The sequence below is a fragment of the uncultured Nostoc sp. genome, assembly GCF_937863485.1.
Taxonomy (GTDB): domain Bacteria; phylum Cyanobacteriota; class Cyanobacteriia; order Cyanobacteriales; family Nostocaceae; genus Nostoc.
The window spans coordinates 37,668-52,092 of sequence record NZ_CALMFY010000243.1 but is presented as its reverse complement, the minus strand read 5'-3'; the positions used below and the strand labels follow the sequence as shown (position 1 = coordinate 52,092).

The 14,425-nt window shown below is 43.1% G+C and carries 15 protein-coding genes; 9 read left to right on the top strand and 6 right to left on the bottom strand.

Annotation, left to right across the window (positions count from 1 at the left end; all coding sequences use genetic code 11):
• The first annotated feature begins 45 nt into the window (after nucleotides 1–45).
• Complete coding sequence (locus Q0541_RS33310; protein ID WP_298921186.1) at nucleotides 46–1,059, top strand: type I glyceraldehyde-3-phosphate dehydrogenase; 1,014 nt, start codon at nucleotides 46–48, stop codon at nucleotides 1,057–1,059.
• Between the two features lie 181 nt (nucleotides 1,060–1,240).
• Here Q0541_RS33310 and thiL read toward each other — a convergent pair whose 3' ends face one another.
• Nucleotides 1,241–2,284 carry a thiamine-phosphate kinase gene (gene thiL / locus Q0541_RS33305; RefSeq protein WP_298921184.1) on the bottom strand — a complete coding sequence of 348 codons (1,044 nt, stop codon included), beginning with the start codon at nucleotides 2,282–2,284 and terminating at the stop codon, nucleotides 1,241–1,243.
• A gap of 89 nt (nucleotides 2,285–2,373) precedes the next feature.
• Between thiL and Q0541_RS33300 the strand changes: the two genes are divergently transcribed.
• On the top strand, nucleotides 2,374–2,976 hold the full coding sequence (locus Q0541_RS33300) for a Uma2 family endonuclease (RefSeq protein ID WP_298921182.1): 603 nt from the start codon (nucleotides 2,374–2,376) through the stop codon (nucleotides 2,974–2,976).
• A 96-nt stretch (nucleotides 2,977–3,072) separates the two neighbouring features.
• Here the strand turns inward: Q0541_RS33300 and Q0541_RS33295 are convergent, their stop codons facing one another.
• Nucleotides 3,073–4,179, bottom strand: a complete 1,107-nt coding sequence (locus Q0541_RS33295) for a peptidylprolyl isomerase (protein WP_298921245.1) — start codon at nucleotides 4,177–4,179, stop codon at nucleotides 3,073–3,075.
• A 330-nt stretch (nucleotides 4,180–4,509) separates the two neighbouring features.
• On the opposite strand from Q0541_RS33295, the gene efp reads away from it, so the two are divergent.
• The 3 genes from efp to Q0541_RS33280 all read left to right on the top strand — a co-directional run bounded on the left by efp (nucleotide 4,510) and on the right by Q0541_RS33280 (nucleotide 6,158).
• The gene (gene efp, locus Q0541_RS33290) at nucleotides 4,510–5,067 is read left to right on the top strand and encodes an elongation factor P (protein ID WP_273768312.1); all 558 of its coding nucleotides are present in this window, start codon (nucleotides 4,510–4,512) and stop codon (nucleotides 5,065–5,067) included.
• A gap of 109 nt (nucleotides 5,068–5,176) precedes the next feature.
• Nucleotides 5,177–5,734: an acetyl-CoA carboxylase biotin carboxyl carrier protein gene (gene accB, locus Q0541_RS33285; protein ID WP_298921178.1), complete on the top strand. Its 558-nt coding sequence runs from the start codon at nucleotides 5,177–5,179 to the stop codon at nucleotides 5,732–5,734.
• Between the two features lie 76 nt (nucleotides 5,735–5,810).
• Nucleotides 5,811–6,158: a metalloregulator ArsR/SmtB family transcription factor gene (locus Q0541_RS33280; RefSeq protein ID WP_273768314.1), complete on the top strand. Its 348-nt coding sequence runs from the start codon at nucleotides 5,811–5,813 to the stop codon at nucleotides 6,156–6,158.
• A 173-nt stretch (nucleotides 6,159–6,331) separates the two neighbouring features.
• Here the strand turns inward: Q0541_RS33280 and Q0541_RS33275 are convergent, their stop codons facing one another.
• On the bottom strand, nucleotides 6,332–6,946 hold the full coding sequence (locus Q0541_RS33275; RefSeq protein WP_298921174.1) for a GerMN domain-containing protein: 615 nt from the start codon (nucleotides 6,944–6,946) through the stop codon (nucleotides 6,332–6,334).
• 374 nt (nucleotides 6,947–7,320) lie between these two features.
• A complete protein-coding gene (locus Q0541_RS33270; protein WP_298921171.1) occupies nucleotides 7,321–9,135 on the bottom strand; it encodes a proline--tRNA ligase in 1,815 nt (604 codons plus the stop codon).
• 150 nt (nucleotides 9,136–9,285) lie between these two features.
• Here Q0541_RS33270 and Q0541_RS33265 point away from each other — a divergent pair, with 150 nt between their 5' ends.
• The 4 genes from Q0541_RS33265 (at nucleotide 9,286) to Q0541_RS33250 (ending at nucleotide 13,078) form a co-directional block, all read left to right on the top strand.
• Nucleotides 9,286–10,668, top strand: coding sequence for a 1-acyl-sn-glycerol-3-phosphate acyltransferase (locus Q0541_RS33265; RefSeq protein WP_298921169.1), 1,383 nt, complete (start codon nucleotides 9,286–9,288; stop codon nucleotides 10,666–10,668).
• 528 nt (nucleotides 10,669–11,196) lie between these two features.
• The gene (locus Q0541_RS33260; RefSeq protein ID WP_298921167.1) at nucleotides 11,197–12,141 is read left to right on the top strand and encodes an XDD3 family exosortase-dependent surface protein; all 945 of its coding nucleotides are present in this window, start codon (nucleotides 11,197–11,199) and stop codon (nucleotides 12,139–12,141) included.
• A 331-nt stretch (nucleotides 12,142–12,472) separates the two neighbouring features.
• On the top strand, nucleotides 12,473–12,874 hold the full coding sequence (locus Q0541_RS33255; RefSeq protein ID WP_298921165.1) for a hypothetical protein: 402 nt from the start codon (nucleotides 12,473–12,475) through the stop codon (nucleotides 12,872–12,874).
• Between the two features lie 18 nt (nucleotides 12,875–12,892).
• The gene (locus tag Q0541_RS33250) at nucleotides 12,893–13,078 is read left to right on the top strand and encodes a PIN domain-containing protein (protein ID WP_298921163.1); all 186 of its coding nucleotides are present in this window, start codon (nucleotides 12,893–12,895) and stop codon (nucleotides 13,076–13,078) included.
• A gap of 47 nt (nucleotides 13,079–13,125) precedes the next feature.
• On the opposite strand, the gene Q0541_RS33245 is transcribed toward Q0541_RS33250, so the two are convergent.
• Together Q0541_RS33245 and Q0541_RS33240 are read right to left on the bottom strand one after the other, a co-directional pair.
• Nucleotides 13,126–13,701 (bottom strand): Uma2 family endonuclease, encoded by a 576-nt coding sequence (locus Q0541_RS33245; RefSeq protein ID WP_298921160.1) that lies wholly within the window; start codon nucleotides 13,699–13,701, stop codon nucleotides 13,126–13,128.
• Between the two features lie 135 nt (nucleotides 13,702–13,836).
• Nucleotides 13,837–14,379, bottom strand: a complete 543-nt coding sequence (locus Q0541_RS33240) for a (2Fe-2S) ferredoxin domain-containing protein (protein ID WP_298921157.1) — start codon at nucleotides 14,377–14,379, stop codon at nucleotides 13,837–13,839.
• Nucleotides 14,380–14,425: the final 46 nt, after the last annotated feature.

The window sequence follows — 14,425 nt, the reverse complement described above, 5'->3', positions numbered from 1 at the left end:
TCAACGATATCAACATATAAGCATAAATACAGAGGGCAAGACACTGTGATTAGAGTTGCAATCAACGGTTTCGGGCGGATTGGACGTAACTTTGCGCGCTGCTGGGTGGGTAGAGAGAATAGTAAAATCGACCTTGTGGCTATTAATGACACGTCAGACCCTAGAACCAATGCTCATCTGCTGAAGTATGACTCGATGCTAGGGAAGATCAAAGGTGCTGAGATTAGTGCCGATGATAACTCTATCATCGTTAACGGTAAGACCATTAAGTGCGTATCCGATCGCAACCCAGAAAAGTTGCCCTGGAGAGATTGGGGAATTGACCTAGTTATCGAAGCAACGGGGGTGTTTACTAGCAAAGAAGGAGCGCTGAAGCATGTGAATGCTGGAGCTAAGAAAGTTCTGATTACCGCTCCTGGTAAGAACGAGGATGGCACTTTTGTGATTGGTGTGAATCATCACGGCTATGATCACAACATACACAACATTATCAGTAATGCTAGCTGTACTACCAACTGCTTGGCGCCGATCGCCAAAGTGTTGAACGATAAGTTCGGCATCATCAAAGGTACGATGACCACCACCCATAGCTATACAGGTGACCAGCGCTTGCTAGACGCTTCTCACCGGGATTTGCGACGGGCGAGGGCAGCAGCGATCAATATTGTACCCACCTCCACTGGTGCAGCAAAAGCAGTGGCGCTGGTTATCCCAGACCTCAAAGGCAAGCTAAATGGTGTTGCCTTGCGTGTACCTACCCCGAACGTCTCAATGGTAGATTTCGTAGTTCAGGTTGAGAAGCGTACTATTACTGAAGAAGTTAACCAAGCTTTCAAAGATGCTGCCGAAGGTTCACTTAAAGGCATTTTGGACTATAGCGATCTCGAACTGGTATCTTCCGATTATCAAGGTAGTGATGCTTCTTCGATTGTTGATGCCAGCTTGACTTTGGTTATGGGCAATGACTTAGTGAAAGTTATGGCGTGGTATGACAACGAGTGGGGTTACAGCCAACGAGTCTTGGATTTGGCAGAATTGGTAGCCCAGAAGTGGGTTTAATTAAAGAGTTAGGAGTAGAGACGCGATTAATCGCGTCTGTGCAGGAGTGAGGAGTTAGGAATGAAGAGTGAGGAATTAAAACTCATAACTCTGCCAATTTTAGATTTTGAATTTTGGATTTTGGATTAAAAAAAATTTAAAATCTAAAATCCAAAATTGAATGACTCATAACTCATAACTTCTAACTTTTGAAGTGTTGAAATCCCTGGCTAAGACTCAGAACTTGGTCAGGGAATTTTTTTTGTTCGTCGTGAAATAGTACTGTTGATCCGGGTGTAATCTTGCCCACGATCGCAGCCCTCTCACCAAGATGTTGCACCAAGGCTAATGCTGGCTCTTGTGGCAAACACAGCACTAATTCAAAGTCTTCGCCACCGTATAAAGTATATTTTAGCGCTTGCTCTGGTGTCAGCCAATGGTCAAAAGCTGCTGGGAAGGAAATTTGTCTGCGTTCTAGCACAGCGCCAACGCCACTGGCACGGCAAATTTGGATAATCGCATCCGCCAAACCATCGCTGCTATCCATACCAGCGACAGGAATTTTGGATTTTAGATTTTGGATTTTGGATTGGAAATTTAAAATTTTCTGGAGGATTGGTAAGACATCTAACCGTGGCTGTGGGCGTTGGTGTGCGAGGATTAGAGCCGTCTTTTCTTCGTTGTTGAGGTTTTCTCCCAATTCGGGATGTAAGAGTAATTCTAAGCCAGCGTGGGAGGCTCCATGAACACCTGTAACGACGATCGCATCCCCGACAACAGCAGCAGAACGGCGGATAATTTGACTTGAGTTAACTTGACCAAAAGCGGTAATTGCCAGAGTAATTACAGGCGATCGCACAATATCACCCCCGACAATTGAGGTATTGTATTTTTGCAGGCATTCTGTCATTCCCTGGTATAGTCGCTCAACCCAACTCACCCTAACTTCACCGGGGAGTCCCAAACCGACGGTGATTCCTAATGGCGAAGCACCCATTGCTGCTAAATCTGATAAATTGGCAGCAGCAGCTCGCCAACCAGCATCTTCTGGGGAAGTGGTGACATTACTGAAATGTACGCCATCAACCAGCACATCTGTAGTCACCACCAAAGATTGCTCTGGTGCAGTCACAAGCACTGCTGCATCATCTCCAATAATTTCTGGAGGACAGAAGCGCTGCAATCTTTCTAAAAGACCTTGTTCTCCAATATCTTGTACTTGTAGGGAAGATAATTCACTGTTCACAATCGGTTTTCCGTGTTGCAAAATTACTAAGAAAACTGATGATTTGCTTTACTGTTTAATATAAAAGTATCGTCTAGGAGTCAGTTGGGATGGTAACAACACCAGTAACCAGTATCACGTTTGAGGAATACTTAACCTATGATCATGGCAACGATTTTCATTATGAACTGGTGGATGGCAAGCTGGAGTTAATGAACCCACCGACTATTGAACATTTCCTGATTGTCGATTTTTTGGATACTGCCCTGAAAGCAGAAATCAAACGTTGTAACTCTACTTGGCTGTGTTTTCGGGAAAGCGGGGTGAGAACGGGTAGAAATAAATCTAGATTAACTGATTTGTGTGTAGTAACACTGGAGCAAGCTAGAGAATTGTTGAATGCCTCAGCAGTATTTGAGTCACCTCCGTTACTAATTGTCGAGGTGGTCAGTCCAGAATCGGTGAAACGGGATTATCGTCATAAACGCTCCGAATATGCAGCCTTAGAGGTTCCTGAATATTGGATTGTAGACCCAATAGAGGCAAAAATTTCAGTGTTACTACTGGAAGATGGATTTTATGAAGAAACAATTTTTATTGCTAGTGAGCAAATTGGATCACGGGCTTTTCCAGAATTAGCGATACCTGCGGCACACTTCGTGAACGCAGTTGATCAGGTGTTTACCGCTGGGAATCTGAGTCAGGGGAGTTAGGAGTTAGAAGTAGAGACGCGAAAAATCTTTGTCTGTACAGGAGTTAGTAATTATTCTCCCTCATCTGCCTGATCTCCTGCTTCCCCTGCTCTCCTCTTATGCTGCTTGCGGCTCAACCAGATTTTCTATTCCCTGAACCACAGTTGCCGATTCAATTTTGTCACCCGCTTTCAGTTTATCCAAAATTTCTTTGCCTTCGGTGAGATAGCCAAAAACGGCATAACGACCATCCAATAGGTTGCGTCCGGCGGGGGTGAGTTCTGGTTCAAACAAAAAGAAGAAAAATTGTGATGAACCACCATTTACTTCACTTTCGGGACGAGCCATCACCACTGCACCAAAAGCAGAGAAAGGCAGAACTGGCATATCGATATAACGACCAGCTTCTTCTAGTGTAATGCCATAGGTAGGTGCTTTATCACCCTGAACTAAAACTTCTAAGGGAATGGCGCGATATTTGCCCGTCTTTGGATCAATGAAACCCACGTCTTTGCCGGCTGGATCTCCAGTTTGCAGAAAGTAAGATTCTTCAGAACGGGTAAACTCTAAACCATTATAAAAACCCCTCTGCACCAAATCTACAAAATTACCAGCAGTGACAGGGGCGCTATAACCGTCCACTACGAGGGTCAAATCGCCTTTATTGGTTTTGAATTCTACAGTGGCACGACCTTTAAGTTGTGGTAGGTTACTGTACTGGGCAGGTACTTCAAAGGGGAATTCTTTCACCATTGACTCTTCTAACCCAGTTATGAGATTCAGAAGTTTGCCTCTGTCTTGCAGAACTTGTTCTTTATCTTTGCTGTTTGCCAATTCTTGTAATTTACCTACCCCAGATTTTAACTCGGTAATCCAAGCTTCGGCTTGGGGTTGGCGTTCTTCGGGAACACTTGTTAATATTTGAGAGGGTTTATCGAGAATACGGGATGCTTGGCTGATGTCTTTGGAAATAGCACCCCACCGCCGATTCGCCCGCAGTTGGGCAGAGATGTCCTCTAAACTCGCTTGTAGTTCTCGTACAGGTTTGTTATCTATCGGGAGTGCATACCGCAACAGAGCCTTGCCATCGGTAATTGCGTTGCCGGCTGGCAGCGCGGCGCTACTGGAGGGAGTCCACCCAGCTGTAGTTATGCCTAAAAATATTGTTACCAGCAATATTGCCATTAGGCTGTTCTTCAGCCAGGATTTTAATAGGTTAGACATGGGATAACTCAAATGCAGCATTAAATTGTTGACTGGACGTAACCCATCAATCATCTTCCCACAGTAGGAGTGCTGTTAACGATAGTAGGGCATTTAGCCCGTGCTGGGTGCTGAGTCAAAATTAAATGCAAAGAGCCAGATTAGCAGATGGGAAGCTAAGAAAGAGTGGGGAGTAGGGAGTAGCGGGACAAGGGGGACAAAAAGAATAACCCACGCCCAATGCTCAATGCCCAATGCCCAATGCCCAATGCCCAATGACTAAATAATAACTAATTACCCCGCTTGAAGGGTACAATAAATGCCGATTGTCTTCCAAAATTTGAAAGTTTCATGATCTCCAGTAACGATTTTCGACCTGGTGTTTCAATTGTATTAGACGGGTCTGTATGGCGAGTGCTCGAATTCCTCCACGTTAAGCCAGGCAAAGGTTCTGCCTTTGTACGTACCAAACTGAGAAATGTTCAGAGTGGGAACGTGATGGAAAAAACGTTCCGAGCAGGCGAAACATTGCCGCAAGCTACTCTGGAAAAAAGCACAATGCAGCATACCTATAAAGAAGGCGATGAGTTTGTCTTTATGGATATGGAAACATACGAAGAAGGCAGATTGAGCGTAACGCAGATTGGCGATCGCATAAAATACCTCAAAGAAGGTATGGAAGTCAGCGTCATCCGTTGGGGCGAGCAAGTGCTTGAAGTAGAACTGCCCAATTCTGTGGTTCTAGAAATAGTCCAAACAGACCCAGGCGTTAAAGGTGACACGGCTACAGGTGGTACAAAACCAGCAATTGTGGAAACTGGGGCAACTGTGATGGTTCCCTTGTTTATCACCCAAGGAGAACGCATCAAGATTGATACGCGTGAGGATAAATACTTAGGCAGGGAATAACTTTCATCTCCACCGAGATGCTTGCTCCTGATTTAAATCCCTACATAGGGATTAAATCCCTGCCACACTTAAGATACTCATTTACGGATAGGTCGAGGTAATAAAAACTGTGCCATTGGACTTTAATGAAATCCGCCAACTACTGGCAACTATCGCACAAACAGATATTGTAGAAGTTACGCTCAAAAGCGATGACTTTGAACTAACAGTCCGTAAGGCTGTGAGTGTCAGCAATCAGGTGTTGTCGGCAGGTCAAGCGACCTTAGGCGGTGTGGTAGGTTCGGGATTGCCATCGGGTTCATCTGGGGCAAATCAGGTCACCACGAGTCCGGTAACAGAGGTGGCCACAGGTCGCGTATTTGAGAATACTGGAGCTGGGACACAATTACAGCTGTCAGTAAATCCTCCCTCAATCATTGATCAGAGATTAGTAGAAGTGCCTTCCCCAATGGTGGGAACGTTTTATCGCGCTTCTGCACCGGGGGAAGCGGCATTTGTGGAAGTGGGCGATCGCATCCGCAAGGGTCAAACAGTCTGTATCATTGAGGCCATGAAGCTGATGAATGAAATCGAAGCCGAAGTCTCCGGACAGGTGATGGAAATTCTCCTCCAAAATGGTGACGCTGTAGAATATGGTCAACCTTTGATGCGAATTAACCCTGATTAAGTATTAATCTATATATGAAATGAGTCATCTCAAATGAGTCATCGTTAAAACTTTCAGTCCTTGCGGGTTAATCCTGATGAAACAAACGTTGCCTTTACCGCCAGAAGTGGTGCAACAAGTAGCTGAATACTTCAGCCTGTTAAGTGAGCCGATGCGCCTGCGGCTGCTCCACTTATTACGGGATGAAGAAAAATGCGTGCAAGAGTTGGTAGAGGCAACCCAGACTTCTCAGGCAAATGTGTCAAAACACCTGAAGGTAATGTGGCAAGCGGGTATCCTTAGCCGCCGCAGTGAAGGAACTTGCGCCTATTACCGGGTGGAAGATCAAATGATTTTTGATTTGTGTAATCGGGTTTGCGATCGCCTCGCCACCAGGTTAGAACAGCAAGCCCGTAATTTTCGTGTGTTAAATGGTAATCGGTAAGCTTAATAAGAGTTATGAGTTATGAGTCATTCAATTTTGGATTTTAGATTTTAGATTTTAAATTTTTTTTAATCCAAAATCCAAAATTCAAAATCTAAAATTGGCAGAGTTATGAGTTAAAACTCCTCACTCCTGCACAGACGCGATTAATCGCGTCTCTACTCCTAACTTTTTTAAAGCGGATAATTTTTCTGAAAGCTTTCACGAGTTAGTGGCTGTTCTAACTCTAGACCCTCACCACCTAAAACATCCAACGGTTTGCCGTTCACGTCAATGTACACCTTGGCTTTAGGATTTAAAGTTGTCGCAGTATAAACAACTTGTCCTACGCGACCGATCATTGAGGTGCTACCACCACCGCTGGTAAAATCTTCAGATAAATTAACGTGAACCTCGTTATTTTCTGACTTCAGCCCCAAGAGTTTGGTTGCTTTAGGGATGGTTGTTGAATCTGTCCCTCCTGTTGGTGGGCCTGCTAACAAACTTTGAAAAGCTGCTTCTAAAGGCTGGTTGGGTAGTATAGAAGCCACTTTAACAGGCTGGGGAACCAAAGCAATATTTTTGTCCTTTGATCTTAGCCAATAAACGTTAGGCGTTTGCTCATTACCTGGCTGCCTAGTTGATGGCTGTACTGGTTGAGCGATCTGTTGAGAGGGGTTTGACGGTGTGGGAGTATTACTGGAGTGGGAAGTAAACCAAGCTACACTGCCACCCACCGCTACAACCACTGCTGACACGGCTGCAATTGCGCCTGAAGAAATACGATTAGATCCTTGTTGGTCTTTCATGTTCAAAACCTTCCTGACTGAGGGCTGATATGGGAGTTATGTGAGGAGCAGCCTGGTTAAAGACGATACTTATAAGTGGAGAGTTTCCCACAACTTGGAGGAGGCTTGATGCATCAAAATACAATTATTTTTAATTATGCAAGTCCCTTATTCAATTCTAGAATTTTTACTTCTAATCCGTCACCTCCAAATTATGTAAATCTCATTCTTTCTAGAGATGATTGAAAATTAAATTTACAAAGCAAAGGAACACTGTAGACGCTTTTGCGGCTTGCCGCAGGCTGGAAAACACAGAGGAACGCAAAGTGAAGTATTTATTCCTCTGCGTAAACCTTTGCACCCTTGTCCTGCGGGAAGGTGAAGCACCTATGCGTTTAATTTTTACCCTCTATCGCTGCGGTAATCCAGTTATGAAGTGTAGTTGTAACTTCATCAATGACAATTTCTTGAGATTTACGGGTGGCTCTTTCTACAACTTCGACTTTGCCATTAGCGATCGCTCGCCCGGTTACAATCCGATAAGGGATGCCAATCAAATCAGCATCTTTAAATTTCACTCCCGCTCGTTCATCGCGGTCATCTAGTAGAGTTTCAATTCCCGCTTGATTCAGTTCTGTGTAAAGTTTTTGAGCGATTTCAACTTGTTGAGCATCCTTAATGTTAGGAATTGTGACAATCGCGTGATAGGGTGCGATCGCTACTGGCCAAATAATCCCATCTTTATCGTAAGATTGCTCTACGGCAGCTTGTGCTAGTCGTGACACACCGACACCAAAACAACCCATAAATAGCGGCTTTTCTTCGCCCTGTTCATTGGTATAAGTTGCTCCCATCGCTTCAGAGTATTCAGTACCTAATTGGAAGATGTGACCTGCTTCAATTCCACGGGCGCTGAAGAGAGTTTGTTCTGGGTTATGGATGGCGCGATCGCCTGGTCTTGCCTTCCGCACATCTACTACACTGCTTGGTAACTTAAACTGCTCACCCCAATTAGCACCAACTACGTGATAGCCAGCTTCATTCGCGCCTGTAACAAAATTTTTTAAATCAACGACTGTTTGATCCACCAAGCGCAAAAACTTGGGATGAATCTGTTTATTGGCGGTAATATACTCATCTGCGATGTCTGGCGCAATGTAACCTAAAGGTAGAGATTTCGCTGTCCATGTTTGCTGCGCTTCAACATTTGGTACATTCAAACTAATAATAGTTTTAGCACCATATTCAGGAGCTAATTTGGTCAATTCATTTTGCAACTTGACCTCATTAACTTCTTGATCGCCTCGGATGTTCACCAGAACCAACACCGTTATCCCATTATCATAAACTGTCTGATAAAGGACGTTTTTCACTAATTGAGTGGGAGAACAGTTAAGGAGTTGACAAACCTTTTCAATCGTTTCTGTTCCAGGTGTATCGCGTTTCTCATAGGTTGTAAACCGTGAGATTTCGGCGTCAATTGGTAAAGAAACAGCCTTTTCTACGTTAGCGGCGTATTTACCATCCTCAGTGTAGAGAACTTCGTCTTCACCAGCTTCCGCCAAAATCATAAATTCTGTGGAACCAGAACCACCAATTGCCCCAGAATCGGCGTCCACTGCCCGAAAAGCTAAACCAGAACGTCGCAGGATATTGCTGTAGGCTTTATACATATCCTGGTAAGTTTCTTTGAGGCTGGCTTCATCGACATGGAAGGAATAGCCGTCCTTCATGATAAATTCCCGTCCACGCATCAAACCAAAGCGGGGACGAATTTCATCGCGGAACTTGGTTTGAATTTGGTAGAGGTGCAGTGGTAGCTGGCGATAAGAGCGAATCATATCACGAGCGATCGCTGTGATTACTTCCTCATGAGTTGGGCCTAATCCTAATTGTTGCTCACGGCGATCAATTAGGGAAAACATGATCCCCTCAGCTTTGGTGTAAGTGTCCCAGCGTCCCGATTCCTTCCATAAATCAGCGGGTTGTAATTGCGGTAAAAGACATTCTTGTGCGCCTGTAGCGTTCATTTCTTCCCGCACAATCTGGGAAACTTTTTGCAGTACCCGCCACATCAGTGGGAGATAAGCATAGATACCGCTTCCGATGCGACGAATGTAACCTGCACGGAGTAATAATTTATGGCTAGGAATCTCAGCATCAGCTGGATCATCCCGGAGTGTAACGAATAACATTTGTGACAGTCGCATCGTTTATAGCCTTTCTTTGCTCACTAATTTCTATGTCAACTAAAGTATGAAGTATTAAGGATGAAGTACAAAGTATACAGTGTTATTTCTTTTTCATTTTTATTTATAGCTTTCCGCCTTTTTTGATCACAACTTTAGGAGACAACTACCTTGCCAGATGTAATTTATCAAGCACAAGCACCCTTAGAATTTATTCCGCCGGCGTTTAACCCCTTATTACTACGAGTTGTCCATCTGTTGCTACCCAGTTGGATAAACTGGCAAACAGCTATTACCCAAATTGAAGCAGACAATGTAGAGGCTCTGGTAGATGTCTATCGCCAGTTTCAGGAGGATAAGATCCGTTTTATGCTGGCATTTCGCCATCCTAAAACAGATGATCCACTTTGTTTGGGCTACTTGCTGTCTCAACTGGTGCCAAAGGTAGCACGATCGCAAGGTACAGCGCTAGAATTTCCGATTCACGCTCATTTTATCTACGATCGCGGCATTCCTCTATGGGCAGGTGCCCACGTTGGCTGGATCATGTCTCATTTAGGTGGTACTCCGATTCAGCGGGGTAAGGCTGACTGGACGGGGTTACGTTCGGCGCGTGAGTTGTTTGCCAATGGGAAATTCCCGATGGCTGCTGCGCCAGAAGGTGCTACCAATGGTTTATCAGAGAATATTAGCCCCCTGGAACCCGGTATCGCCCAATTAGGCTTTTGGTGTGCTGAAGATTTGCACAAAGCTGGACGCGATCAACAGGTTTTAATTGTACCAGTTGGGATTAAATATAGTTACGTTGATGCTCCTTGGGATGCGATCGCAAATCTTTTAAGTGAATTGGAAGCGGCTAGTGGTTTACCTGTGAATCCATCAGAACATGCTTCCGTGGAGTCGCTTTATCCCCGGTTGTTGACTTTGGCAGAACATTTACTTTCGCTGATGGAACAATTTTACACGCGGTTTTATCATCTCAAGCTGCCAGATGCCAAAACGGTAGTAGGAGAAATTGAAGATAGAAATGAAGTGCTAGCAGTTCGTTTACAAGCTTTGTTAAATGCAGCGCTACAAATATCAGAACAGTATTTTGATTTGCAGTCAAAAGGTACTTTGAGTGACCGCTGTCGGCGGGTAGAACAAGCAGGTTGGAATTATATATTTAGAGAAGATTTTAAGGATGTAAAAGGAGTATCCGCTGTAGAGAAAGCTTTAGGCGATCGCGTTGCGGAAGAAGCGAATGCGCGGATGTGGCATATGCGTTTAGTAGAAAGTTTTGTGGCAGTTTCTGGTAATTATATTCGTGAAAATCCAACGGTAGAAAGGTTTGCTGAGACAACTTTAATTTTATGGCAGATGATTGCCAAAATCAAAGGCGATAAAGCTGTCTGGCGTCCGCAATTGGGTAAGCAAAAAGTCAAAATTACTGTGGGTGAACCGATATCTGTTTCTCAGCACTACCCGGCGTATAGAGAAAATCGTTTGGGTGCTAGGCAAGCTGTTGCTGAAGTGACGAATGATTTACAACACGCGTTGGAAGGATTGATTTGATTAGGAGGGTTGCATCTTTAGCTAGGAAGCAGAATATAGGTGTCAGTCGTCAGGAGGCTTATTGATTTCGACCCCTTGGCTCCTGACTCCCTTAACTAGCAAGAGTGCAATGTAAATGCCCAAGTGTTCATCCGAAGCGGATATTACTTTCTAAAGTAGATCAATGCAGACAAGAAATTTCTAGCGATCGCAGGTTTAGATGCCCTGTACGGAGATGCTGGCGAGATATGGTTTATTAAGCTTACACAAACCCAAAAATTTTTCAAAACTATCTAAGTAAAAGGGTGCAAAAAACCTTAGGCTACTAGGCCTACTTGGCTTTACTCCTATTTCACATTGAAGACAATTAGGTAAAGTAAAAGTAATTTCAACTAAATATGTAATTGGTTATTTGAGTTTTATAAAATTACCGTTAACTTTTCCAAATTATATTTTCAGAAGAATCACGCTTTTTTGTTTTTGTAATTCCACTTACAAATAGAGAAGTCCAGGAAATTGTGATTCCCTAAATCAATCAAGTTATAAATAATGAAAACTCACAGCTTACTCAATTTACTGAAGATTGGCATTACCACTTTTGGAATCTTCTTTGTGGCTGGTCAAGGAGCATATGCCTCCGACTTAAAAGGAACAGCATTTAGCATATCTTTGGAGTGTTTGAACGACACTACCGGTCTTTTGGTGGGTCAAAACTCCACTGATGCTAGCGGCTGGCAGTATGCATTTGATTCAAACACAGATGGAATGAACGGGAACTACTGGGTTGGTGCCGCACCAGGGACAGTAAATCCCTACGATATCTCTGGTATGGCTATCAAAGAAACTGCTACCAGCGTCATTGTGGCAATCAATGGCAATATGAAGTTAACAGGAGAGGCTGAACAGGGTGCTACAGGCGGTCAGATTGGATATGGTGATTTGTTTTTTAACATGGCCGGTAAGACCTTTGATAATGCAATGAGCAGCGGGGATTTGTTTGGTATTCATTTCTCCTCAGTGAATGCTTCAGGGGTACAACAACTAGGTGTTTATAGTGGTGTTCAGGCAAAGACAGTTACTAATATCAAAGAAGGCTACACTGTTGCTACATATGGTGGTTTGGCAGGAGGAGGGAATTCTTACGAAGGTCAGGTAAAAACAGGTGGTGGTGTTGCCAGTTATGGTGATTTGACCAGTAGTTACTTTACTAATAACGGCAATGACAATACATTTAATCTCAATGTCATTGACTCTGGAAAATATCTTAATGGAATTTCGTTTTTAGCACAGGGTGATGTAACGCAGCAGTTGCTAACCACTGGCTATAATGCCAACAAATTCAACGGCACACAAACCATTGCATTTGAATTCAAGAAATCTGGTATTGTCCAATCGACTCCTGAGCCTGCTAGTCTCACTGGTTTAGGAATCGTCGGTCTGGCCTTAGCTGGCAGCAAACGGCGCAAGAAATTAATTAGCGTAGCAATTGGGTAGGGACTATTCACAATACAGTTTGATTTATCTTCAGTGATTATGGACAAGAGAAAAGACTACATTTTCCTCAGGAAAAATAATAGCTGGAGTAATGGAACATTGGATAAAGCTTAAGCGAAAAGTATCCCAAACTGTATAGATTTCCTTACTAAACATTAAATAAGTAAATCTCAATGCTCTTACTAGAAAGTAAGGGCATTTTTTCTCTAAGATAGTTATCAAATATAAAAACTACTCAGGTAATTATCCAAACAATCTTGGTAAAGCTCATAAGATTCGTTAAACACAAGCAGACGAGCCGCTAGTTATTCTGCAAGCTCTAGATACAGCTGTGTCATACTATAGAGATAAAGTGCAGATGGAGTATCTTGGGTTCGCACGTAGCACTCCTGGAGAAGATTTATATGGCTTCAGATTTCACGAACAGCAGCAGCAGAATTCTGTCAGCTACACGAAAGTCAATGGTGAGAAGCAAAGCTATATGAGCAGTGATGAAATAAGAGTAGGGTCAAGTGAGATGATGACTCACGCTCAAAGGCAAGCTTTTCTAAAAACATCTCCTTTGGGAAAACTATTTGGTGTTGCACATTTACTCCCAGAAGTAGCAGAAGCGACAGAAGAAACCGTGACAGAGTTGCCACGTTTGAAACGAGTGCGCGGAATATTTAAGGGTGGGAAATCAGGAAACGCTCAGTATTCTTCTGATGTTGAAGTTGCTAAACCTGGAAATTAAAGATTAGGGCAACACAAAATGATTAGACGGGTTTTAGTAGATATTGATATTCTTTTAAATATTCTCCTAGACCGAGAACCATTTGTGGAAGATTCTGTAAAACTCTGGGAGTTGATTGAGTCTGAGCAAATAGAGGGTTATGTCACGCCAACAACGATGGCATCCATACTAGTTCACCAAGCTGGCTATTCGCCTATAATATAATGCAATATTTTTATAACATATAGATATTTAGCGATCGCTCTTACACGTCAACCTGGAAACACCTTAGATAAATCCACAACTAAATCAGGGAAACAGCGCAGATTAACTGATTCATTTGGCAGATAAATCAACTTGCGACGATAACCAAATTTACCTTGCAAAGCTTGATAAGGTTCGCTATAGCATTCTAGATAATAATCTACTAAATTGAATATCCAATAATCACAAATACCTGCTTCCGCATAAATAGGTAGCTTTTCGTCTTGATCATATTTTAAGGATGAATCAGCAATCTCAATCAAGAGTAAAATATCAGATGGGCTGGAATGATTCGCTAGATAGTCATCATCTCTATTTTTTGCAATTACTCTATCTGGTTCAGGCTCACTGTTGTTAGACAAAGTAATTGGTTGTTGTCCTCGCAGGGTTGCGCGATCGCCTACTAGTTTATATAGCTCTCGCTCTAGGCGTGTTTCACAAACAGAATGCGGTGTACCTTTTGCTGCCATCTGGATTATTTCACCCTTAATTAGCTCAACTCGCTCATCCTCCTCAAAGAAGCCGAGTTCAGCTAGACGGTGATATTCAGCTATAGTAAAGCGTTTAGCAGTGGTAAGGCTCATAACAACTACGATAATGCAGAGTTATTTTTATCTTAATTGACAAGGGTGCTACACAGAGGATACCAACAACAAATAGGGGTAAAATTTTACCCCTACAAAGTTGTGTATTATTTGAAGAATAGCTAGAGAAGTTTATTACTGTGTTAAGTGACTTTCTAGCAAAGATGCGATCGCTTCAGGTTGAATATTCTTGTATTTCTTTTTACCAAGTTCTAAAACACAGTTGGGGGCGCTGCTACAGCATTTTTGGCAACCAGTTTGTTCAATGGTAACTTTGTCTAACAAACCGTGATCGCTCAAAGTTTTTTCTAATTCTGATAAAAACCCTTTACCACCACGTTTGATGCAACCTGACTTTTGACATACCATAATCCTCGCTTTGGTTTCAGGCGGTAAATCTTGATTTGGACACGCATCAATTGGTGTCACCCGATAGGCTTTGATTTTTATTTTACTTGTGCGCGAGTCTACCTTACTATGACCACAAACGCGAATTTGCTGGCCAGGAACTAAGGATAAACTCAGAGAACGGCGCAACTCTTTAGGCAGTTTAATTTCCACATTTCCAGATGGAACTGCCAATTGCAAGTATTTATATTTTCCTGGATCACCACCAACAAAACCTAGTAACTGTCCCTCAAGATTCAATTCTGATAATGTCAGATACTTGTTACCCATGATTGATAAAAAGTTAGGAGTAGAGACGCGATTAATCGCGTCTGTG